The 23,747-nt window shown below is 49.4% G+C and carries 12 protein-coding genes and 4 tRNA genes; 7 read left to right on the top strand and 9 right to left on the bottom strand.

Annotated features, from left to right (window positions below; all coding sequences use genetic code 11):
* Positions 1–23 precede the first annotated feature (23 nt).
* The 3 genes from K7B67_RS11805 to K7B67_RS11795 are packed head-to-tail and all read left to right on the top strand — an operon-like array spanning position 24 to position 4,084.
* Positions 24–1,091, top strand: a complete 1,068-nt coding sequence (locus K7B67_RS11805) for an AI-2E family transporter (RefSeq protein ID WP_252176078.1) — start codon at positions 24–26, stop codon at positions 1,089–1,091.
* 33 nt (positions 1,092–1,124) lie between these two features.
* Positions 1,125–1,835: a DnaA regulatory inactivator Hda gene (gene hda, locus K7B67_RS11800; protein WP_252176077.1), complete on the top strand. Its 711-nt coding sequence runs from the start codon at positions 1,125–1,127 to the stop codon at positions 1,833–1,835.
* A 14-nt stretch (positions 1,836–1,849) separates the two neighbouring features.
* Positions 1,850–4,084 carry a hypothetical protein gene (locus tag K7B67_RS11795; RefSeq protein ID WP_252176076.1) on the top strand — a complete coding sequence of 745 codons (2,235 nt, stop codon included), beginning with the start codon at positions 1,850–1,852 and terminating at the stop codon, positions 4,082–4,084.
* A 29-nt stretch (positions 4,085–4,113) separates the two neighbouring features.
* Here the strand turns inward: K7B67_RS11795 and K7B67_RS23880 are convergent, their stop codons facing one another.
* From K7B67_RS23880 to acs, 8 genes are all read right to left on the bottom strand, one after another.
* The gene (locus K7B67_RS23880; protein WP_256484436.1) at positions 4,114–4,440 is read right to left on the bottom strand and encodes a transposase; all 327 of its coding nucleotides are present in this window, start codon (positions 4,438–4,440) and stop codon (positions 4,114–4,116) included.
* Complete coding sequence (locus K7B67_RS11785; RefSeq protein ID WP_252176075.1) at positions 4,371–4,757, bottom strand: helix-turn-helix domain-containing protein; 387 nt, start codon at positions 4,755–4,757, stop codon at positions 4,371–4,373. The genes K7B67_RS23880 and K7B67_RS11785 overlap by 70 nt, the downstream gene beginning before the upstream one ends.
* A gap of 135 nt (positions 4,758–4,892) precedes the next feature.
* Entirely contained in the window at positions 4,893–5,792 is a 900-nt protein-coding gene (locus K7B67_RS11780; RefSeq protein ID WP_252176074.1) for a patatin family protein, read from the bottom strand.
* A 101-nt stretch (positions 5,793–5,893) separates the two neighbouring features.
* Positions 5,894–5,970, bottom strand: a tRNA-Met gene (locus tag K7B67_RS11775).
* A gap of 46 nt (positions 5,971–6,016) precedes the next feature.
* Positions 6,017–6,093 (bottom strand) — tRNA-Met (locus K7B67_RS11770).
* Between the two features lie 47 nt (positions 6,094–6,140).
* A tRNA-Met gene (locus K7B67_RS11765) sits at positions 6,141–6,217 on the bottom strand.
* A gap of 47 nt (positions 6,218–6,264) precedes the next feature.
* Positions 6,265–6,341, bottom strand: a tRNA-Met gene (locus tag K7B67_RS11760).
* Between the two features lie 76 nt (positions 6,342–6,417).
* Complete coding sequence (acs, locus tag K7B67_RS11755; RefSeq protein WP_252176073.1) at positions 6,418–8,370, bottom strand: acetate--CoA ligase; 1,953 nt, start codon at positions 8,368–8,370, stop codon at positions 6,418–6,420.
* Between the two features lie 197 nt (positions 8,371–8,567).
* Here acs and K7B67_RS11750 point away from each other — a divergent pair, with 197 nt between their 5' ends.
* Positions 8,568–12,011, top strand: coding sequence for a PAS-domain containing protein (locus tag K7B67_RS11750; RefSeq protein ID WP_252176072.1), 3,444 nt, complete (start codon positions 8,568–8,570; stop codon positions 12,009–12,011).
* A 13-nt stretch (positions 12,012–12,024) separates the two neighbouring features.
* Here the strand turns inward: K7B67_RS11750 and K7B67_RS11745 are convergent, their stop codons facing one another.
* The gene (locus K7B67_RS11745) at positions 12,025–12,675 is read right to left on the bottom strand and encodes a response regulator transcription factor (RefSeq protein WP_252176071.1); all 651 of its coding nucleotides are present in this window, start codon (positions 12,673–12,675) and stop codon (positions 12,025–12,027) included.
* Positions 12,676–12,935: 260 nt separating this feature from the next.
* On the opposite strand from K7B67_RS11745, the gene K7B67_RS11740 reads away from it, so the two are divergent.
* From K7B67_RS11740 to K7B67_RS11730, 3 genes are all read left to right on the top strand, one after another.
* Entirely contained in the window at positions 12,936–16,595 is a 3,660-nt protein-coding gene (locus K7B67_RS11740; protein ID WP_252176070.1) for a DUF4116 domain-containing protein, read from the top strand.
* 170 nt (positions 16,596–16,765) lie between these two features.
* Positions 16,766–19,837 carry a PEP/pyruvate-binding domain-containing protein gene (locus K7B67_RS11735; protein WP_252176069.1) on the top strand — a complete coding sequence of 1,024 codons (3,072 nt, stop codon included), beginning with the start codon at positions 16,766–16,768 and terminating at the stop codon, positions 19,835–19,837.
* A 98-nt stretch (positions 19,838–19,935) separates the two neighbouring features.
* Positions 19,936–23,673, top strand: coding sequence for a DUF4116 domain-containing protein (locus K7B67_RS11730; RefSeq protein ID WP_252176068.1), 3,738 nt, complete (start codon positions 19,936–19,938; stop codon positions 23,671–23,673).
* Positions 23,674–23,747 lie beyond the last annotated feature (74 nt).

Genomic DNA, 23,747 nt, shown 5'->3' with positions numbered 1-23,747 from the left:
GCATTTCAATTAGAAGGAAGAAAATGACCAGACAGCAACAATGGATGCTGGCAGGCATCGTACTCGTGGGCGTGGTGCTGATTCATTTTGTCGGAGCCGTCATGACGCCCTTTGCGATCAGTGCTGTGCTTGCTTATTTGGGCGATCCGCTGGTTGATCGGCTGGAAAAGCTGAAGCTCTCCCGGTCGCTTTCTGTGGCACTGGTTTTTCTGGTAATTTTTACTTTCCTGGTGCTCATGCTGCTCATTCTGATACCGGCATTATTGCAACAGGTTAAAACCCTGATGCAGTTACTTCCGGTCTGGGAGGAGTGGGTTCGAATCAATGCTATCCCAAAACTGGTTGAATACACCGACCTTGATCCTGAGTGGTTTGATGTCAGTCAGCTGGTTAAGACGGTTGCTGGCGAGTGGCAGAAAGCCGGAGGTCTTCTGGCGGAGTTAGGACGCTCAGTGACCAGCTCAGGCCTGGCCGTCATTGGCTTCCTGGTGAATCTGTTTCTAGTACCGGTTGTGACTTTTTATCTGTTGCGCGACTGGGATCATATGGTGGAGCACATTCGTCTGATGCTGCCTGTTAACCTTGAACCGATTGTTGTTGAGCTCGCCAGCGAGTGCGATGAAGTGCTGGGCGCTTTCCTCAAGGGGCAGCTTTTGGTGATGCTGGCCCTGGGATTGATCTACGGTTTGGGGCTCTGGGCGGTCGGCTTGCAGTTTGCCTTGTTGATCGGTCTGGTAGCGGGGTTGGTCAGCATCATACCTTATATGGGTTTTGTTGTTGGTTTTGTTTCAGCCATTACTGTCGCGCTTTTTCAATTTGACAGCTTTTTGCCGCTGTTTTTGGTGGCCGGTGTGTTTGCCCTTGGGCAGGCTCTGGAAGGATGGGTATTGACGCCTTATCTGGTGGGGGACCGGATTGGCCTGCACCCGGTGGCTGTTATCTTTGCCCTGATGGCCGGTGGCCAGATTCTGGGTTTTGTCGGGATGCTAATAGCGTTGCCATTAGCAGCCATTATTATGGTACTCTTGCGTCATCTGCACCGAAACTATAAGGCGAGCCACTTATATAATGCTGGTGACTCGGGGGAGTAAGACAATCATGCCTACAGCGAACAGAAATTCATTTTGATGAACCAGCCTGTGCAATTACCGCTCAGTGTCCAGATCAGGGACGATGCCACCTTTGAAAATTTTTTCAGTGGGGATAATGCAGCACTGGTCAATATGTTGGATATGGATCAGCAGGTCAGCGGGGTCGATTCAGAACAGTTTATTTATCTGTACGGTGCCCCCGGCGTTGGCTGCAGTCATCTTCTTCAGGCGGCCTGTCATCAGGTTGATAGCAGGAAGGGCCGCGGTATCTACCTGCCTATGCAGGAGCTTGTTCATTACCCTTCCAAGCTGCTGGAGGGTATGGAAAGGCTGCAACTGGTATGCATTGATGAGGTGAATGCAGTAGCTGGTATTCCAGAGTGGGAAGAAGGGCTTTTTGATCTGTTCAATCGTCTCAGGGATTCCCGGACTCGCCTGCTGGTGGCAGCGAATTGCCCACCGAAAAGACTTTCTATCCTATTGCCGGATCTGGTCTCGAGACTCAGTTGGGGGCTGGTGTTTCAGGTGCAACCTCTCAGCGACAAGGACAAGGTGTCGGCATTGCAGCTGCGGGCTCATTTGCGCGGGCTGGATATGAATGAAGATGTAGCGCGGTATATCATATACCGCAGCAACCGGGATATGGGGCATTTATTCAAGATGCTGCAGAAGCTGGACAGTGCTTCACTGAGAGCTAAAAGGAAGTTGACCATACCCTTTGTTAAACAAGTCATGAACTGGTAATCAAGAGACGTAGTATGCAAACTCAGAAATCGGCGGTCCGGTTTGTGCTCTTTGTTGTGATTCTGGCCATTCTGCTGTTTCTGGTTTCAGCGATATTGATGGTCCCTGGTCGCTATACTGACCAGCTGCTCCACAAGATAGAAAATCAAACAGGGGTTGAAATCCTTCCTGTTGAGAAGGAATACTCCTTCTTATCCGGTAAATTCCTGCTTATTAATCCGGAACTCAGAATCTCCCCCGGTATTACTCTTAAATCAGAATCTATTGGTGTTGATGTTGCCTGGACCTCTCTTTGGGCAGAAACCATTACCCTGGATCGGATTGATTTTAAAAAGCCCAGGATTTTTGTTGATCTGGCGATCATCGGTCATAAACCACCCATGCCCAATTTTCATGAGTTTCTCAGAGATACAGGGCAGTTTGTTTTCGACGATGGAACCATGAACGTGGTGAACTCTGAACAGGCTGGATCCAGAAAGGTGATCCGTTTTGGTTTCAGTAAAATGGCGCTTACAACTCATCGCCGTGATCAGGTGGATGTCCAGATGGTCAGGGAGTCAAACCACATTAACTGGTCGCTGGGCGGAATGATTGATTTAAATAAACTAACGCTATCGGGTCAGTTATCCATTGATGAACTGCCTCTGGCTGAGGCTGTCAGCCAGAATTTTCTTAAATGTTCGAACTGCTCACTGGAAGGCCGCCTCTCGACGGACCTTGCTGTTGAATGGTCTAAGGATCAGGGAGTGGTGCTGGCCGGAGCGGCTAAAGTGCTGGATGGTCAGTATCAGGATTTGAGTTCCGGTCTTGATCTGGGCTGGAAAGAGTTATTTGCAGAGGGTTTTCAATTTAGAAACCGGAAAGGTTTTGTTGAAGGCCTGTCGTTCAAGGGTGGCTTACTGACGGTTAATGACAGCCCTTTAGAGCAAATAGCACAGACGATTAAGCGTTCTTTACCAGCTGAGAGCTCTTTATTAGCCGAAGGTTCTTTACCAGCTGAGGGCTCTTTACCAGCTGAAGGCTCTTTACCAGCTGAAGGCTCTTTACCAGCTGAAGGCTCTTTACCAGCTGAAGGCTCTTTACCAGCTGAAGGCTCTTTACCAGCTGAAGGCTCTTTACCAGCTGAAGGCTCTTTACCAGCTGAGGGCTCTTTACCCTTCGCCATCAAGAATATCGAATTCAATGGCTCGGTTCATTCGACTCAAAAACAGCATCCTGAGCTATTTAGTGGCAGCAAGGTGAAGTTGGAGGTACTGAGTCCTGAACAGTTTACCTTCTCGCTTAATGGACAGTGGCTTGGTAGTGTTCCTGTCTCCCTGGAAGGTGTCGTCGACTTGAATAATGCAGTGGCCTCCAGCCTGAATATTTCTGCCAAAGATGTGGATGTGTCTTTGCTACCTGTTTCACACCGCTCTGTTTCTGGATACGACCTGGCCGGAAGTCGTGTAAATCTTAACCTTGAGTCTTCTGAGATGGGAGGCAGCAGAGGGAAGCTGGTTTTTACCAAACTTGAAGCCAAACCTGTCAAACCAAAGCTGGATATCAATGATGTGAAAGCTTTGATGACCAACCCCCAGTCTATCATTGCCATCGACGTTACCGCCTCTGACGGCCAGTCGCCGATGGCTGCGGCAACAATGGCGACGCAGAAGACCTGGAACACTGTGCTTGATCAGCCCCTGCAGTATCTTTCCCGGCAGGCAGGTATTACGCCAGTGTTATCAGGTGCTATATCGATGCCAGCGGGCAGGGCGGTATTGACAGACAATGACAAGGCACGATTAAAAGGCTGGGGTCGTGTGCTGGGGATAAGGCCTGAACTGGACCTATCCCTCAAAGCAACGGCCAGCAAGGCTCGAGACTGGCCTGTTCTGGCAAAGGCAGAGCTGGAGTCTGATCTGGTTGAGTTGTATTCGGCCATTCGTCAGGTCAGGCGGGAAGAAGTGAAAGAGATTCCTGCCGATATCAGAGGGCAGTTGATTGAGCAAATGTACCTCAGGGCCCACAATCAAAAGTTGCCTGAAGTGGGTGATATCAGTCACAGCGCCCGTGTCAAAAAAGCAGAGCAATGGCTGTTGGAAAACTGGCCGTTGAATCAGGAAAAAATGACTAAGCTGGCCTCTGATCGGCTTAATCTGATTAATGACTTTCTTCTGAGTGAAGGTGTTGGCAAAAAACGTATCATCAGCAGTTCACCCTCAACGATGAAACAGGGAGAGCCTGCCGTTGAAGTCCAGCTGGCTTACTAGTGCACCCAAGCTCTAATATCCATACAGCATCACACCTGTAATGGCCGACCTTTGTAAGTCCATTTAAATGGCTTCGCCATTTTCTCGTTGAAGAAGTCAACAAACTGGTGAAGCCGAGCTTTCAGGTCTTCTTTTGAAGTAAAGCTGTTTCGCTTCAGGAAACGTCTTACCAGAATCGAAAACCATATTTCTATCTGGTTCAGCCATGATGCATGTTTCGGAGTATAGTGAAAAACGATCTTATGGGATCTATCAGTCAGGTACGCAGCCCGTGTCCTCATGTTCTTCAGGATACCGGACTTACCCTTAACGCCAAGTTCATCTTGTGGTGTGCCTTCAGCCCTGGTTTGTCGCAAGACATGGCAACAATCAAGCAAATTTGCTCTTCGGTGAACTTGGCTTTTGCGCCAGGGCGAGGAGCCTCTTTGAGTTTTTCTAATACTGGAATCTCATCACTACGCTCGACCCAGTGCTTTCTCCAGCGAGTGACGGTTTCACGGTTACACTTGAGTTCTTTAGTCGTTCCCTGAAGACTTTTCCCTTGTGCCCCCAACAGAATGATTTTGGCTCTGAGCACCATAGCCTGAGAACTTTTCCGTTGGCGAACAATCAGGTCAAGGGCATTGCGTTGCTGTTCTGACAAGATGATTTGTTGGGTATGCTTTGATGGCATCCGTGCTACAACTACTGAAGAGAAATGAGCGCATATCAAAGCATATTTTGATCTGTATGGGTATTAGTGCTTTCCTGCACTAGTAGGGATGGTTAATAAAGCCAGAGAGTATCGTTGATAAAACCGTTAAAAATATCAGGCGGGCTGAGCCAGAGCAGCGTGATCAAGGTTTTGCAGGAACGAAAATCCTGCGGAATAGCCCTTGTGGTAGTCAGACACCAGTCGGGCGCGGTCTCGGGTGCTTCGGGTTGAACTCAGAGGCCTATCCGGAGCAATTTCGGTAATGGTGATGCCGTTGTGTTTTAACTGATCGAAGCTGTCCAGAGTTTCGTTATAGATTGAGTACTGCTGGCGAATCAGCTGAGCCACTTCCGGCTGTTTTCGCAATTGCCAGGCCAGCAGTCTGTTGGCAGAAGAAGCCTTTTTGCGATACTGGCTTTCCCGGCTTCTCAGCACAACAATGTTTTTATAGCCATCCTCTGCCGCTTTTATGACGGGCAGAGGGTCCGCAAGACTCCCGTCTACATGATTTCTACTATCAATGGTGATGGCATTGCGATAAATCATGGGAAGTGCGCTGGAAGCCTTCAGCACGGTGAACAGTTGTTCCAGCTCAAAGTGCTCATCGAACGTGTGGTAGATAGGGTAACCGGTACTTGCGCAGCTGGTGACAACCGTGAATGTTTTGTCCCGAAGCTGGCTTCGAAACTTGTTAATATTCATGTGTTGTCTCTGGATGCGATCAAACAGCCAGTCCAGGTCAAACAGGTTGCCGCCTTTCACGTGTCGTTTGAAGCTGATAAAACGGGTTTCCAGGCAGGCGCCAGTATAGAGATCAAGGTTGCGCCCCCGTTGACCGGCAATAAAGGACACCAGATTGAGCGCACCGGCTGAAACGCCGTAAAAGCCATCGAACTGCCGATGACGTTTGTCCATAAAAGCATCCAGAATGCCGGCAGAGTAAATACCGCGCATGCCTCCGCCCTCAACGACAAGCGCTGTTTTTGTGAGTGGGCTGGCCTCTTGTTTCTGCATTGAGATCCCAAACAGTCACGAACGGAAGAGAAATCTTTTATCGGCGTAAGCGTTAAAAGATGTTTTGCAAAAAAATAAAGCCGGATAAACCGACTTGTATTTGGTAGCGGGAGCCGGATTTGAACCGACGACCTTCGGGTTATGAGCCCGACGAGCTACCAGACTGCTCCATCCCGCATCAAATCTGTTCAACAGTCGTCTGGTTATCAACCGTCGTTGTAAGTTGGTAGCGGGAGCCGGATTCGAACCGACGACCTTCGGGTTATGAGCCCGACGAGCTACCAGGCTGCTCCATCCCGCACCTAAATCTGTTCAACAGTCGTCTGGCAATCAACTGTCGTTGTAAGTTGGTAGCGGGAGCCGGATTCGAACCGACGACCTTCGGGTTATGAGCCCGACGAGCTACCAGGCTGCTCCATCCCGCACCGAAATCTGTTCGACAGTCGTCTGGTAGTCAACTGTCGTTTTAAGTTGGTAGCGGGGGCCGGATTCGAACCGACGACCTTCGGGTTATGAGCCCGACGAGCTACCAGGCTGCTCCACCCCGCATCAATGAGGTGCGAATAGTATGGACGATGATCCTTAAAGTCAATAAAAGATTAAAAGGTTGCGGTTAATAACTAGCTTATCCTGCTAATGCTCGCTCCTTAATCAGCGTTTCTACAACAGAAGGGTCTGCCAGTGTCGATGTATCACCCAGATTTTCATACTCACCTGAGGCAATTTTACGCAGGATGCGGCGCATAATCTTGCCGGATCGGGTTTTGGGTAATCCCGGAGCCCACTGAATGATATCCGGTGAGGCGATGGGGCCAATCTCCTTGCGAACCCACTGCCTTAATTCATTCTTGAATTCATCTGAATACTCAGAATCCGCTGTCAGTGTTACGTAGACGTATATTCCCTGCCCCTTGATATCGTGTGGGAAGCCAACAACAGCGGCTTCGGCAACGTCGTGGTGGGAGACCAGTGCCGACTCAATTTCAGCTGTGCCCATACGGTGACCAGAGACGTTTAGAACGTCATCAACACGCCCTGTGATCCAGTAATAGCCATCTTCATCCCGGCGAGCGCCATCGCCAGTGGTATACATGCCCTTAAAGCTGGAGAAGTAGGTTTGAACAAAACGCTCGTGGTCGTTAAAGACGGTCCGGGCCTGACCGGGCCAGCTGTCGAGAATCACCAGGTTGCCTTCCTGTTCGCCTTCGAGAATACGACCCTCGTTGTCAACCAGGGCGGGCTTGATGCCGAAGAAGGGGCGGGTTGCCGAACCGGGTTTCAGATCAGTAGCGCCGGGGAGGGGGGTCAGCATGGCGCCGCCCGTCTCAGTCTGCCACCAGGTATCGACGATGGGGCACTGTTCATTGCCGATGGTTTTGTAGTACCAGCTCCAGGCTTCGGGGTTAATGGGCTCACCGACGCTGCCCAGCAGTCTCAGGCTGGAGCGGTGAGTGTCTTTAACCGCTGCGTCACCTTCAGCCATGAGTGCCCGTATTGCCGTGGGGGCGGTGTACAGAATATTTACCTGATGTTTGTCGACGATCTTGCTGATTCTGTTGCAGGCCGGGTAGTTGGGTACCCCTTCATGCATAACGATGGTGGCACCGTTCAGCAGCGGGCCATAAGTGACGTAGGTGTGGCCGGTAATCCAGCCAATGTCGGCGTTGCACCAGAATATTTCGCCATCCTGATAGTCAAACACATATTGATGGGTCATGGACGCATAAACCAGATAACCGCCCGTCGTATGCAGTACGCCTTTAGGTTTACCTGTGGAGCCGGAAGTGTAAAGAATAAACAGTGGATCTTCTGCATTCATCGCTTCGGGAGTGCAGTGCGGTGAAGCCATGGCGGTCAGGTCCTGCCAGTTGACATCACGATCTTCCTGCCAGTCGACCTCTTGACCGGTGTGCCGCAGGACAATGACCTTTTCAATGCTGGTCACTTCCGGGTTTTCCAGGGCTCGGTCAACGTTTGTTTTCAGAGGGACTGCTCGCCCGCCGCGAATACCTTCATCGGCAGTAATGACCAGTTTGGCGCTGGAGTCGACGATTCTTCCTGCCAGGGCTTCAGGCGAAAAGCCGCCGAAGATCACCGAGTGAATAGCACCAATACGCGAACAGGCCAGCATCGCGACTGTGGCCTCAACGACCATGGGCATGTAAATGGCGACCACATCACCCTTGCCAACCCCTTGGCTCTTCAGGCCATTGGCAAACCGGCAAACCTGTTCGTGAAGTTCTCGGTAAGTGACTTTTTTGGAAGCTTTGCCTTCTTCGTCCGGTTCCCAGATGATGGCAACCTGATCAGCTTTTTGCTCAAGATGACGATCCAGGCAGTTGAAAGAGGCATTGGTGGTGCCGTCGTAGAACCATTTGATATCGACATGTTCGTGATCGAACGACACATTCCTGATCTGCGTGTATGGGGTGAACCAGTCGATTCTCTTGCCATGCTCTCGCCAAAACCTTTCGGGGTTAACGACAGATTGCTGGTACATTTCAAGATAACGCTGGTTATCTGCCAGTGTATTTTCTCGCTGAACCTCAGTTACTGGGTACACACGTACTTCGGTCATAAGGAATCCTTAGCGTTTTTCTAATTGTTTTTCTAATCGTTCTTCAGGCAATGCACTGACACGGTGCTTGTAGTTTTTAGCATTGCGGTGCCTGATTGTCATCTTAAGACGATACCGTCTTCAAGAAATTAGACTTTGGTAGCATAATTCCATTTTTTTAGAATTAGAAGAAGTAAGAAACGATGGCCGGATGGTGGTTGGCTCTCATAGCCCTGCTCTACGTGGGTGGGTTGTTTTCGGTAGCCTGGTATGGTGACCATGCCGGTGCCAGATTACGAAAAAAATGGCGGCCCTATATTTACAGTCTGTCGCTGGCTGTTTATTGCACTGCCTGGACTTTTTTTGGTGCGGTGGGTCAGGCCTCTCAGAGTATCTGGTCATTTCCGAGTATCTATATTGGACCTATTCTGGTTTTTGTCTTTTTCTGGAAGTTGCTTAACAAGCTGATACGGGTAAGCAAACGCGAAAATATCAGCTCCATTGCTGACTTTATTGCCTCACGCCATGGCAAGTCCAGGGGGCTGGCTATTCTGGTTACTTTGTTGCTGGTGGTTGGCATTCTTCCTTACATTGCCTTGCAGCTGAAAGCCATTATTATTGGTTTTGAACTCCTGTCGCCTATCGCCATGGCTCCCCGCCAACAGCAGGATGCAGCCCTGGTGGTGACTCTGCTGCTGGCTGTTTTTGTGATTATGTTTGCTACCCGCAGGCTGGATACCACAGAGCCTCAGCATGGTGTTATGCTGGCCATCGCCTTTGAGTCCCTACTGAAACTGGCTGCCTTTCTGGTGGTGGGGGGCTGGATCACTTATCGATTCTTTACACAAGCCAGTGAGCCACTGGCTCATTTTGAAATGGCGGTGGTTAAATCGTCTGACGAGAATCTGTTTTTGAACCTGATGGCACCCATTATGGTCGCCATGGCAGCTTTTATCTGTCTGCCAAGACAGTTCCATGTTCTGGTTGTAGAAAACAGGGATATCAGGGATCTGAAACGTGCCCGCTGGATGTTTCCAGTCTATCTGCTGCTGACCGCTGTTTTTGTCCTGCCCATGGCGTTTGCCGGTAATGTCTGGTTAGGAGAGACCGTATCGCCGGATTCCTTTGTGATCGCTCTGTCAAAGCTGCTGGGCAGTGACAGCATGGCCGTGCTCGCTTTTATGGCAGGATTATCCGCCGCGATCAGCATGGTGATTGTGGCAACCATCTCGTTAACGAACATGATTTCCAATGAGATCCTGATGCCGCTGATCCTCAGAAATTCAGGGCAGGGTCGCAATGAGTTCTATCGCTTCAGCGGTCTGCTGCGAACAGTACGACGCACCATCATTATTGGCATTTTACTGTTGGCTTACGTCGTTTATCGAGTGATCAGTACGGGTGAAGATCATTTGCTGGCTAATCTGGGATTGATCTCTTTTGCCGCAGTGGCACAGCTGGCACCTGCCGTGGTGGGTTCGCTTTATCTCAGGGAGAGCAATTATAAAGCGGTCACAGGGGGTATTCTGGCAGGCAGTCTGGTTTGGTTAGTCACCCTGGTTGTGCCTGTATTTGTACAGTCCGGCTGGTTGGATAAAGCACTGCTTGAGCAGGGTGTATTTGGCATTGAGGCTTTCAAACCCGATGCGCTGTTTGGCTTTGGTCTGACGGGCACCCTTAACGGAGCCAGTATTTTTGCCCTGATGATAAATGCCCTGGTTTATAGCCTCGGTTGCCTGTTGTTTAAGGTTTCACCCTTGGAAAACCGACAGGCCAGAAAGTTTGTCGATGCTTCGGTAGTGGAGGGCGATCTTTATGATGACCTGACCGTTACCGTGGATGAACTGGAGTCACTGGCAAGTCGCTATATGGGTGAAGAAAAGGCCAGCAAACTGATGGCCAGTTACACGACAGCGGAGCGTCCTTACCTTGCCGACAGTGAAATGATTGCCGCGGTAGAAAGGGTGCTGTCCGGTATCATGGGGGCCTCGTCAGCAAAGCTGGTGATGAAAACAGGGCTGACCGGAGACAATGCCTTGATTGAAGATGTCGAAGCCGTAGTAGGCGAGGCATCGGAAGTGTTGCAGTTTAACCGTGAGTTACTGACCGGTGCCATAGAACACATCAATATCGGGGTGAGTGTGGTTGACCGGGATCTCAGGCTGGTAGCCTGGAATCAGCGCTATCTGGAACTGTTTTCCTACCCGGAAGGGATGATCAAAGTCGGGCGTCATGCTGCTGACATCATTCGTTACAATGCCGAAATGGGTCGCTGCGGCCCTGGCGATGTGAGTCACCATGTTCGCAAGCGTATTCATCACATGATGCAGGGAACAGCCCACAAATCCGAACGGATACGGGATGATCGGGTTATTGAAACCCGGGGTTATCCGATGCCGGGTGGCGGCTTCGTGATGAGCTTCACTGACATCACCGAGTTTCGCCAGGTAGAAACGGCCCTGAAAGAAATCAACGAAAGTCTGGAGCAAAGAGTAGAAGCAAGAACCAGTGAGCTGCACTGTCTGAACCGTGAGTTGATGAGTGCCAAAGGGGCTGCTGAACGGGCCAATCGATTGCGATCGAAATTTTTTGCTGCCATCAGTCATGATTTGATGCAGCCCATGAACGCCGCTCGGCTGTTTGCGTCTTCCCTGGATTCCAGTTTGACGGATATTGAGCACCGGCAACTGTCCAGCCATCTCAACAGTTCGCTTCAGTCGGCAGAAGAACTGATCAAGGACCTGCTGGATTTATCTCGTTTAGAGGCTGGCAAGCTCAAGGCCAATTTCAGAGACTTTCCTCTGGCAGAAATTCTGGATCCTTTGCAGGCCGGGTTCGATTTGCTGGCACAGGAAAATCATCTTAACTTCCGGGTGGTTCAGTCGTCTGTCTGGGTACACAGTGATCCGGTTCTGTTAACAAGAGTGTTACAGAACTTCCTCACAAACGCTTTCCGTTATTGCAACCCTCAACAGGGGAGAGTAATGCTGTGTTGCAGAAAACGTTCCCAAGAACTCTGCATCGAAGTCAGAGACAATGGTTCTGGCATACCTGAGGCATTACAGTCGGTCATCTTTGGTGAGTTTGAGCGATTGCACCAGGGCGGGAAAGGGCTGGGTCTGGGGCTGGCTATTGCCCGGGGCATTGCCGCCGTTCTGCACCAGCCCATCGAGTTGAGATCCCGTGAGCATTCGGGCACGACCTTCTCCATCCGGGTACCTCTCGCCGAGGCCAGAACCGTGAGGCAGCTGCCAGTAAGAGCGGCATCCAAAAACACTATGAGTGGTATGACGGTGCTTTGCATTGATAACGAGCCGGAAATATTGCTGGGCATGGAAAGCCTGCTGACCCGCTGGGGTTGTCAGGTGTACTCTGCGGGGAGTGTGAAAGAGGCATTCAAGGTCGTTGAAGAATGTGGGCTGCCTGATATCCTGCTGGTTGATTACCGTCTGGATGATGTCATGGATGGTATCCGGCTGATCGGGGAATTACGTAAATCGTCGTCTTTGTCAGTGCCTGCCATTCTTATTACCGCCGATAAACAGGACAGTGTACGAGACCGTTGTCGCAAGCAGGATATCAAGTTGATGGGGAAACCGATCAAACCTGCTTCACTCAGAGCCTTGATGACATCGCTGACAATGCCCATCAAGGCGCTATAAGCGCATGAGCTGATTAAGCGGGTGGCGAAGATGGCTCAATTTCCAGCTCATTCATAGCAATGACAGCCTGGGTCCTGCTGCGAACACCCAGCTTTTTGAAAATGGCTGTGACATGGGCCTTTATTGTCGCTTCTGATACTTCCAGTTCGTAAGCAATCTGTTTGTTCAACAGACCTTCGCTGATCATCCCCAGCACTCTGAATTGTTGGGGCGTCAATGTCGCGAGCTTTTGTTCCAGTTCCGATACCTGTCCCTGTTCTGGCAATTCGGGTTGCGATTCCGGTAGCCAGATATCGCCCTCAAGTACCTGGGTCACGGCATGCTTCAGAACATCCAGTGGTGAGGATTTCGGGATAAAGCCGTGGGCACCGTGTTGCATGGAGCGATGGATGACCTGCGAGTCTTCAGCAGCAGAAACAATAACAACAGGAACCTGGGGGTATTGTCCCCTGAGAAAGATCAGGCCGGAAAGGCCATGGGCTCCCGGCATATTGAGATCGAGAAGAATCAAGTCAGGCGATGACACCTGCTCAAGAAGATTCTGAAGGGCGGCAATGGATCCGGCTTCATAAATTTCGGGGTTTTCCAGCCCCTGGCGCAGGGCTGCCTGTAATGCGGCCCTGAACAGCGGATGGTCGTCTGCAATGATGATCTTGTATTTCATGGGCTCAGAGTGCCATTTACCCGGTAAGCTGTAAAGGCTGACCGTTGTTATTGTTGGAAGCCGGTCTGGCATCAGGTCTCGGCTGTTTTTCTGAATAATGTTGCTATCGGCGGGTGTGGTTTTAATCTTTGTTTTTTGGCACCTGTCAGGGCTTACCTGCGGGTGAACTTTATACGAAGGTCATTGTCGAAAAAAGGAAATTTATTGATGCGTTAGCGATTAAATCATGGACGAACATTAAACATGGAAGGGATGTCACAATGTTAAATGCTGATTTTGGTGGCTCAAAGACCCAAACTCCGAAAACCAATCCAAATCATAATACCAACTCTGGCAGTCCGGCCAATCGGCCTGAATCCAAAAGACATTTCGATCGTCTTGATTCCAGTGGTGCTCCAACCATCCAAACGCCTTTAGTCAAGCGTCTCTGTCGTTTGTCTGTTTCAGATCAGGCTGGCACACTCCGGGAGCAACTGGGGGGCAAGGGAATGTTTTTGCAGCGGATGAAGGACGCCGGTCTGAAGGTTCCACCGTTTCAATGTGTGACAACCCAGGTCGTGAAGGCGCTTGAACAACACCCTCTGAACCCTCATTCTTTAGCTCGCTATCTTCCCGATACCGCCTGTGAGCCGGGTGCGCAGACCAGTCTGGCGCACGTCAGGGAATACCTCAATACTTTGCCACCTTCAGAGCACGTCAAAAGAACCGAGGTGCTGAGGGGGATGGCGGAATTTATTGTCAGCGATGACTTTTATCAGCAGATTAAAGACTCTGAAGCGGCCCAACAAATCAGGGATCTGCGTGGTCAGCTGGACAAACCCTCCCTGTCACCGCCGGTTATTGTCCGCAGTTCTGGCATCCATGAAGATAATTACGGCGATGCCCAGGCGGGTAAATACCTCTCTTTAGTGCAAGAAGAAGACGATGTTTTGCGAACCTGTCTTAAAGTCATGGCTTCAGGCTACCGCCCTGAAGTCTGTCCCGCAGGCGCACCACAACCTATGGCACTGATCATCCAGGAGTGTATTGACTGCCAATGCGGCGGGGTCATCATGAGCTTTGGATCTTTTCGGGATGGCACCATCGGGGTTGAGTTCGCTCGCGGTCAGCCCAGAGGTGTGGTTGCCGGGCTATCCGGTAACACGCCTCACCGGATCGATATTGCTTATGAGGAAGGCCCTGACAGCTATCAATACTTTCCCGGTACGATCTCAAGTCACTATATCCTGCGCAAAAGCAATAACGGCTATTCAGAAACAAGAATTGATAATGCAGATGCTCATAAAGACGACGTTAGTCATTTAGTTACTGACAAAATGGTTTCAGACATCAGGAAGATGGTGACAACGCTGGAAAACTTATTGCGCTGCCCCGTGGATGCAGAGTTCGGCATCAGTCCTGAAGGTGAGCTGTGCGTGGTGCAGGTGCGCCCTGTTACCCAACTCTCTGGCGACATGGACTTCGCCATGCCCATACCCGAAGAGACCATCGCCACAGGTGCGGGTGTCAGCGAAGGTTTTTGCACCGGAACACTCTGGCTGGCTGTAAAAGGAAAGGCATACGCTATGCCGGAGGGGGCCATTGTGGTTGCTCAACACGCTGAAGACTGGATGCTCGAGCCTGAGTTCCTGAAACGGGTTGGCGGTATTGTCATTGCCAGAGGAGGATCCAATGATCACTTTGCGATCGGTATGAAACAACAACAAAAAACGTTGATGCTGGCCGGTGATCAGTTTGAGTTCGTGGTCGCTCAGGCAGGCCAACAGGCGACACTGGCCTGCGCTCGTTTTGACGATAAGCCCGGTGCCTTTATTGTTGCCGGTGACATAAGTGCAAAACTGGCTAGCTACAAAAAGCTATCTACTTCATTTGATGTGTCACAAGCTCAAGCGGTTCCCTCACGGGATGATTTGTCCTTTCCTGAAGGCGCATTCCTTGAGGTTGCCAGCGGTTTCCAATGGCTCACGGATCAAAATGCCCGACTGCTGGCATTTTTTGCCCCCGGCGGTGGACTGGATTGTCTGGCCAACCCGGTAAAACTGAGCATGTCGCCACAACGATCAGAGTTACTGGCAAACACTAAGGAAAACGTAAATCGGCTGGTTGGTGGAGCCGAAGGACTACTGGATGGATACGATGCCTTCTTGCGGTTGGCGGGTACCAGGCAATCGAGTGAAATTCAGCCATTGCTGAAAGAATTGCCGGAACTGATCAACCGGTTCCGGACGCTGAAACAAACCATCCAATCCGGGTTAGACAGGATCATTCAGCCAATGAAGGCCACTGAAGAAGGGCGGCTATCCCCCGGAACCTTTCGTCAATGGCTGGCTGATTGCCATAAGCTACAATCTGATCTTCAAGCACTAGACCCCGGGCAAGCTGAGCAGGTGCGGAGTGTCCATGAGCTGATTTTTGCTGTGCATCAGCGTTTTGTAAAGGCACTGGCACCGGTGACTCTGGCCTCCGGTCAGGGCAGGTTATCTAAGGGAGGTAAGAGAGGTAAGGTCATCTATATTGATTGCACGACTCTCGGTAAGTTGAGTGAAAAGACGCCGCTATTGACTCCATCTGGTAAAACAGCCATCGAAAAATTACTACGTCAGGCGACCGTCATTAGTACGGATGATGCCTTGGTTGTGAACCTGGAATTTGGCATCCATTTGGGCCTTATCGAGCTGCTTGAGCATGCAGAGGGGGGGAAAGGACGAACCTTGCGGCTGAAATTTTCTGACACATTTAGAAAACCCGATGGCAGTGATGAACCCGGCAAGTTGAAACGTATGTGGTTTCTGGTGCAGTTACTGAAAGCGATCGAATTGGGAAAAAATGCGAATACCATGACGCTGAGTTGCAACGCCGTAGCGGGTGACATTATCGTGGAATACCCCGGAATGTCATCACGTCTAGCCATGCAGAAGGCCTTTGAAAAACTAATGACGGTGTTAGAAGCGATTCGTGATCTGGATCGACACTTTGATTACGTAAACACTTTTAAAAGAGAGCGGTGGGATTTTAACTTGCTTGCACAACGCCTTGATAGGGATTCTGTAACAGACGCTGATAGATTCGCCTTTCAACATTGCCTTTTCTCAATGTTTAATAGTGAGAGGGCTTCCATAATGTCCGAATGCTGCAAGTTATTAAGCAATCATCACCAGCAGTTTATTGATCATATTCAACAGCTGGTTGAATCAAATGACAATCCTCGGGAAGTATTAATGAAGATCAATGAGAACACCCGCAGGGAACTCTTGCATCATTTCTTACTGTTCGATCCCCAAATAGCTATTTCGGAGGTTGAGCTTCTGTATGGTTTGAGTGATGAAGGCTTTATTATCAAACCAACTTACAGTTACGAACTGGAGTTTTATCTGCCACCGGGTCACCCGCTTTTAGATGATAAAGAAAAGGTCAAGGAAATCTTGCTGAAGGATGGGTTGCAATATGCCAGTCGACAAATTCGAAGTGATAAAGAAGTTGTTTTACCAACCATTAAAAAATACCCGGAACAACTTGGATTTGTCAGCGAAGAATTGAAAGATGATAAAGAGGTCGTTCTGGCTGCAGTCATCAAAAATGGCAATCAGTTGGAGTATGCCAGCCCGAAACTTCAGGATGATAAAGAGGTTGTTATGGCCGCTGTCAAACAGAATTCAGCAGCGTTATTTTTTGCAAGCGAAAAAATGCGAGGCGATAAAAGCATCATTAAAGTGGTAATTGCTGATCATATTAGTTATTTACAGTATGCCAGTGAAACGCTACTGAATGATCGTGAGTTTATGCTGGGTTTAATTGCAGAGTACCCTCAAGCTTTCGGATGTGTGTCTTCCGAGCTTAGAAAAGATCAGGATTTTATCAAATCAGCAAGGCTTAGAAATCCCGAAGTTGATGATTATGTTCCAAAAGCGAATAAAGTCTGATCTTTTCAGACAAGGTTTCCCGCAGCAAACTTTATTTTCTTTTTTCTATTACTTGCTTCAGGCCGACGGCGAACTTTATAAACGTATTATTGTCAAAACCGGGCAAGGTACTTTATTTATGCGTTAGCCATTAAATGATGGATAAACATTAAGATGAAAGGGATGTCACAATGTTTAATGCTGGTTTTGGCCAAATTCCGACAACGAACCCAAATCAGGATACCTGGTCTGGCAGTCCAACCAATCGGCCTGAAAGTGAACCCAAAAGACATTTCGATTGTCTTGATCCCAGTGGCGCTCCAACCATCCAAACGCCTTTAGCCAAGCGTCTCTGTCGTTTGTCTGTTTCAGATCAGGCTGGCACACTCCGGGAGCAACTTGGGGGCAAGGGAATGTTTTTGCAACGGATGAAGGACGCTGGTCTGGATGTTCCACCGTTTCAATGTGTGACAACCCAGGTCGTGAAGGCGCTTGAAGAACACCCTCTGAATCCTCATTCTTTAGCTCGCTATCTTCCCGATATCGTCTGTGAGCCAGGTGCGCAGACCAGCCTGGCGCACATCAGGGAATACCTCAATACTTTGCCACCTTCAGAGCACGTCAAAAGAACCGAGGTGCTGAAGGGACTGGCGGAATTTATTACCAGTGATGACTTTTACCAGCAGGCTAAAGAGTCTGAAGCGGCCCAACAAATCAGGGATCTGCGTGGTCGGCTGGACAACCCCTCCTTGTCACCGCCGGTTATTGTCCGCAGTTCTGGCGTCCATGAAGATAATTACGGCGATGCCCAGGCGGGTAAATACCTCTCTTTAGTGCAAGAAGAAGGCGATGTTTTGCGAACCTGTCTTAAAGTCATGGCCTCAGGCTACCGCCCTGAAGTCTGTCCCGCAGGCGTACCACAACCCATGGCATTAATTATCCAGGAGTGTATTGACTGCCAATGCGGCGGGGTCATCATGAGCTTTGGGTCTTTTCGGAATGGCACCATCGGGGTTGAGTTCACCCGCGGTCAGCCCCGAGGTGTGGTTGCCGGGCTGTCCGGTAACACGCCTCACCGTATCGATATTTCTTATGAGGAAGGCCCTGACAGCTATCAATACTTTCCCGGTACGATCTCAAGTCACTATGTCCTGCGCAAAAGCGGTAACGGCTATTCAGAAACAAGAATTGATAATGCCGATACTGAGAAAGACGACGTTAGTCATTTAGTCACTGATAAAATGGTTTCAGATATCAGGAATATGGTGACCAAACTGGAAGACTTATTGCTCTGCCCCGTGGATGCAGAGTTCGGCATCAATCCTGAAGGTGAGCTGTGCGTGTTGCAGGTGCGCCCTGTTACCCAACTTTCTGGCGATATGGACTTTGCCATGCCCATACCCGAAGAGGCCATTGCCACAGGTTCGGGCGTCAGCGAAGGCTTTTGCACCGGAACACTCTGGCTGGCTGAAAAAGGAAAGGCAGACGCTATGCCAGAGGGTGCCATTGTGGTTGCTCAACACGCTGAAGACTGGATGCTTGAGCCTCAGTTCCTGAAACGGGTTGGCGGTATTGTCATTGCCAGAGGAGGATCCAATGATCATTTTGCGATCGGTATGAAACAACAACAAAAAACGTTGATGTTGGCCGGAGATCAGTTTGAGGCTTTGGCCGCTCAGGCTGGCCAGCAGGCGACACTGGCCTGCGCTCGTTTTGACGATGAGCCCGGTGCCTTTATTGTTGCCGGTGACATTAGTGCAAAACTGGCCAGTTATAGAAAACTATCCAATTCATTTGATGTACCACAAACCAAAGCCATCCCCTCACGGGATGATTTAACCTTTCCCGAAGGCACATTCCTTGAGGTTGCCAGCGGTTTCAAATGGCTCACAGATCAAAATGCCCGGCTGCTGGCATTTTTTGCCCCCGGCGGTGGACTGGATTGTCTGGCCAACCCGGTAAAACTGAGCATGTCGCCACAACGATCGAGGATACTGGCAGAGACTAAAGACAACGTAAATCAGCTGGTTCATGGGGCCGAAGCCCTGTTGCAGGGTTATCGGGCCTTCTTACAACTGGCGGGTGAGAAAGGTTCACCCAAGGTTCAGTTATTGCGGGATGAATTGCCGCAACTGAGCAACCGGTTCGAGACGTTGCAAAAGACCATCCAATCAGGGCTGGATAGTGTCATTCTGCCCATGCAAGCCGCTGAAGAAGGACGGCTATCGCCGAGAATCTTTCGTCAATGGCTGGCCGATTGCCATAATCTACAATCCGATCTTCAAGCGCTCAACCCCAAGAAAGCTGAGCAAGTCCAAAGTGTCCATGAGCTGATTTTTGCCCTGCATCAGCGCTTTTTAGAGGCACTGGCACCGGTCACTCTGGCTTCGGGCCAGGGCCGGATATCTACAGAAAAGAAAATCACCTATGTCGATTGTACGACTCCGGGTGGCTCAGGTGGAAAGGTGCTGTTATTGAGGCAGTCCGGCAAGGAATTGATTGAACAATCAGAGTGTCCGATAACTGTCGTCAGTATGGATGATGCCCTGATGGTTAACCTGATGCTTGGGGATCATGCAAGCCTTATCGAGCTACTTGAACAGGCAGATGGGGGGAAAGGACGAACCCTGCGGCTGAAATTCTCCGACGAATTGAATAAGCCTGGTGTCGCATACAAATCCGGTAAGTTAAAGCGTATGTGGTTTTTGGCACAGTTTCTAAAAGCGATCGAACTGGATGAAAATTCTGACCCCATGAAGATAAGTTGTAACGCCGTAGCGGGTGAAATGACCGTTGAATTCCCCCACATGAAATCACGTAAAACCATGCAGCATGCCTTTGAAAAACTGCTCATTGTGTTAAATGGTATGTTTTGTCTGGATACATGCTTTGAGAAGATAGCCATTTTTGGAAGAGATCAGTGGGACTTTAATGTACTTGCACAACATCTTAATTGCGATGTTACGACAGAAGCCGATAGATTCGCCTTTCAACATAGCCTTTTCTCAATCTTTTATTTGCAATCTCTTCAAAGTATTCCTCCTTGCTACACGTTATTAAGCAACCATCAGCAGTTTATTCATCATGCTCATCGGTTGGTAGTGTGTCTTTCTTTAGCATCTTCCAAGAAAGCATCGAAACGCAGTTTTCGGGAAGTGTTTATGAGTGATGAGATGAGTGAGGACATCCGCAGGGAGCTCTTACAGCATCTTGTATTGTTAGACCCCAGAAGGGGCAAACGATTGTGTGAGGATGTCAGCTGAACTTTATAAAAATATTATTGTCAAAACCGGGCAAGGTACTCTGTTTATGCGTTAGCGATTAAATTATGGATAAACATTAACATGAGAGGGATGTCACAATGTTTAATGCTGGTTTTGGTGGCTCACAGCCCCAAATCCCGACAACGAATCCAAATCAGGATACTTGGTCTGGCAGTCCAACCAGTCGACCTGAAAGTGAATCCAAAAGACATTTCGATCGTTTTGATCCCAGTGGCGCTCCAACCATCCAAACGCCTTTAGCCAAGCGTCTCTGTCGTTTGTCTGTTTCAGATCAGGCTGGCACACTCCGGGAACAACTTGGGGGCAAGGGAATGTTTTTGCAGCGGATGAAGGACGCCGGTCTGGATGTTCCACCGTTTAAATGTGTGACAACCCAGGTCGTGAAGGCGCTTGAAGAACACCCTCTGAATCCTCATTCTTTAGCTCGCTATCTTCCCGATATCGCCTGTGAGCCGGGTGTGCAGACCAGCCTGGCGCACATCAGGGAATACCTCAATACCTTGCCACCTTCAGAGCATGTCAAAAGAACCGAGGTGCTGAAGGGGCTGGCGGAATTTATTACCAGTGATGACTTTTACCAGCAGGTTAAAGAGTCTGAAGCGGCCCAACAAATCAGGGATCTGCGTGATTGGCTGGACAACCCCTCCCTGTCACCGCCGGTTATTGTCCGCAGTTCTGGCATCAACGAAGATAATTACGGCGATGCCCAGGCGGGTAAATACCTCTCTTTAGTGCAAGAAGAAGACGATGTTCTACGAACCTGTCTCAAGGTCATGGCTTCAGGCTACCGCCCTGAAGTCTGTCCCGAAGGTGCACCACAACCCATGGCACTGATCATCCAGGAGTGTATTGACTGCCAATGCGGCGGGGTCATCATGAGCTTTCAATCTTTTCAGAATCGTAACATCGGGGTTGAATTCACCCGCGGTCAGCCCAGAGGTGTGGTTGCCGGGCAGTCCGGTAACACGCCTCACCGTATCGATATTTCTTATGAGGAAGGCCCTGACAGCTATCAATACTTTCCCGGTGCGATCTCAAGTCACTATGTCCTGCGCAAAAGCAATAACGGCTATTCAGAAACAAGAATTGATAATACCGACACTGAGAAAGACGACGTTAGTCATTTAGTCACTGATAAAATGGTTTCAGACATCAGGAAGATGGTGACAACGCTGGAAAACCTGTTGCTCTGCCCCGTGGATGCGGAGTTCGCCATCAATCGTAAGGGTGAGCTGTGCGTGGTGCAGGTGCGCCCTGTTACCCAACTCTCTGGCGATATGGACTTTGCCATGCCCATACCCGAAGAAACCATTGCCACAGGTGCGGGTGTCAGCGAAGGCTTTTGCACCGGAACACTCTGGTTGGCTGAAAAAGGCAAGGCAGACGCTATGCCAGAGGGTGCCATTGTGGTTGCTCAACACGCTGAAGACTGGATGCTTGAGCCTGGGTTCCTGAAGCAGGTTGGCGGTATTGTCATTGCCAGAGGAGGATTCAATGATCATTTTGCGATCGGTATGAAACAACAACAAAAACCGTTGATGCTGGCCGGTGATGAGTGTAAGGCCGTGGTCGCTCAGGTAGGCCAGCAGGCGACACTGGCCTGTGCCCGCTTTAACGATAATTCCGGTGCCTTTATTGTTGCCGGTGACATTTGCGGAAAACTGGCCAGTTACAGAAAGCTATCCTCTGCATTTACTGACGTGCCACAAACTACAGCCATTCCCTCGCGGGATGATTTGTCCTTTCATGAAGGCACATTCCTTGAGGTTGCCAGCGGTTTCAAATGGCTCACAGATCAAAATGCCCGCCTACTGGCATTTTTTGCCCCTGGTGGTGGATTGGATAGTCTGGCCAACCCGGTAAAACTGAGCATGTCGCCACAACGATCCAGGATACTGGCAGAGACTAAAGATAACGTAAAATGTCTGGTTCACGGGGCCCAGGCCCTGTTGCAGGGTTATCGGGCCTTCTTAAAGCTGGCGGGTGAGAAAGGTTCACCCGAGGTTCAGTTATTGCGGGATGAATTGCCGCAACTGATCAGTCGTTTCGAAAGGCTGAAACGGATCATCCTATCTGGACGGCAGTGTATTAGTATTCCTCCTCAGCAATCCCGTACAGAAGGGCTGCTATCGTTTCGTGGTTGGTTGACAGTCTGCCATCAGCTGCAATCCGCTCTTCAAGCACTCAACCCCAGGGAAGCTGAACAGGTCCGGAGTGTCCATGAGTTGATTTTTGCCCTGCATCAGCGTTTCGTAAAGGCACTGGCACCGGTTACTCTGGATTCGGGGCAGGGCAGGATATCCACTGGCGATAAGATCACCTATGTTGATTGCACAAGCCCGGGTGAAGCTGCACCACTATTGAAGCCGTCCAGCAAAGTATTTATCGAACAATCCGAGCATAAAAGGACAACAGGGACTGTCATCAGTATGGATGATGCCCTGATTGTTAACCTGGATCTTGGCAGTCATATGAGTCTGGTCGAGCTACTTGAACACGCAGAGGGGGGAAAAGAACGAACCCTGCGGATGAAGTTTTCTGACCAGTTTTGGGGCCCCGATGGCAGTAGTGAGCAAGGTAAGTTAAAGCGTGTATGGTTTTTAGTGCAGTTATTGAAAACGATCAAACTGGATGAACAGGCTGGCAGCATGACGCTAAGTTGTAACGCCATGGCAGGTGAAATTATCGTTGAATATTCTCGAATGGCATCACGTGAAGTTATGCAGGGTGCCTTTGAAAAACTGATGATTGTTTTAAATTCTATGTCTGAGCTTGATTTAATCTTCCGGGACAGAGAAATTTTTGAAGAAGGTCATTGGGACTTTAATATGCTTGCACAACGCCTTAGTCCCGATGTTACGACAGAAGCCGATAGATTCAACTTTCAACACTGTCTTTTCACAATGTTTTATCTGGAAGATTACTGCCGTATTGGTCCAGCCTGCTGCCGGTTATTAAGCAATCGCCTTCAACAGTTTGTTTATTATGCTGAGCAGTTAGGGGAATGTGGAGAGTTAGTACGGCAAGGCAAAAAACCGGAGGACAGTCTGCGAAACATATTAATAAGTGACGAGATAAATGAGGATGTCCGTAGGCAGATCTTGCATCATTATTTATTGTTAGATGCCCATTACCCTATACGACTGTTTGAGTATTTTTATCCTCATTTGAGTGGTCAGTACTTTGCTATCAAACCCTCACGGGATTACACGCTGACGTTTAATGTTCCGCCTTTTCAGTCGCTTTCGGATATTAAAAGTTCTGATGTTAAAAGAGAGGTGAAGAAAGCTCTGGTCAAGGATGGCCTGGCATATGTCAGCCAACGGGTTCGAAATGATAAAGAGCTTGTACTGGAAGCCATGGCAGTGCAACCATCTCAACTGGAATATGCAAGTGAAAAACTGAGGGGGGATAAACAGGTTGCCATGGCCGTAGTGACTCAGAGAGGTCATTTTCTACTCGACGTTAGCTCGGAATTGCAGGATGATGATGACGTTGTTAAGGCCGCTATTGCAAATAATCAAAAAGCTCTGGAGTATGCCAGTGAAAGATTACGAAGCGATAAAACTATTATTAACAGTGTCATTGCTCGTCCTACGGGTGTCTTTTTTTTACCCCTTGCCAGTGAAGCGGTGTTGAAAGATCGAGAATATATGCTCGATGTCATTGCAAAGCACCATAAAGCTTTCAATTATGCGGCTTACGAGCTTAAAACTGATCAGAATTTTATCGATTCAGCAAAACTTAGAAACCCCAGGGTTGATCGTGAGGTCAGGAATTTTTTGATGAATTGTGGTCTATTCAAAGACAGCTGAACTTTATAAAAATATTATTGTCAAAACCGGGCAAGGTACTTTATTTATGTGTTCGCAATTAAATTATGGATAAA

It is taken from the genome of Endozoicomonas sp. 4G (genome assembly GCF_023822025.1).
Classification (GTDB): Bacteria; Pseudomonadota; Gammaproteobacteria; order Pseudomonadales; family Endozoicomonadaceae; genus Endozoicomonas_A.
This window is presented reverse-complemented; position numbering and strand designations above follow the sequence as displayed.

Excerpts from the sequence above, each read along its gene's own strand:
- K7B67_RS11780 (WP_252176074.1), bottom strand. The coding sequence starts at position 5,792 with ATGCAGAAACAAGAGGCCAGCCCACTCACAAAAACAGCGCTTGTCGTT.
- K7B67_RS11785 (WP_252176075.1), bottom strand. The coding sequence starts at position 4,757 with ATGCCATCAAAGCATACCCAACAAATCATCTTGTCAGAACAGCAACGC.
- K7B67_RS11795 (WP_252176076.1), top strand. The coding sequence starts at position 1,850 with ATGCAAACTCAGAAATCGGCGGTCCGGTTTGTGCTCTTTGTTGTGATT.
- K7B67_RS11740 (WP_252176070.1), top strand. The coding sequence starts at position 12,936 with ATGTTAAATGCTGATTTTGGTGGCTCAAAGACCCAAACTCCGAAAACC.
- acs (WP_252176073.1), bottom strand. The coding sequence starts at position 8,370 with ATGACCGAAGTACGTGTGTACCCAGTAACTGAGGTTCAGCGAGAAAAT.
- K7B67_RS11735 (WP_252176069.1), top strand. The coding sequence starts at position 16,766 with ATGTTTAATGCTGGTTTTGGCCAAATTCCGACAACGAACCCAAATCAG.
- K7B67_RS11730 (WP_252176068.1), top strand. The coding sequence starts at position 19,936 with ATGTTTAATGCTGGTTTTGGTGGCTCACAGCCCCAAATCCCGACAACG.
- K7B67_RS11805 (WP_252176078.1), top strand. The coding sequence starts at position 24 with ATGACCAGACAGCAACAATGGATGCTGGCAGGCATCGTACTCGTGGGC.
- K7B67_RS11745 (WP_252176071.1), bottom strand. The coding sequence starts at position 12,675 with ATGAAATACAAGATCATCATTGCAGACGACCATCCGCTGTTCAGGGCC.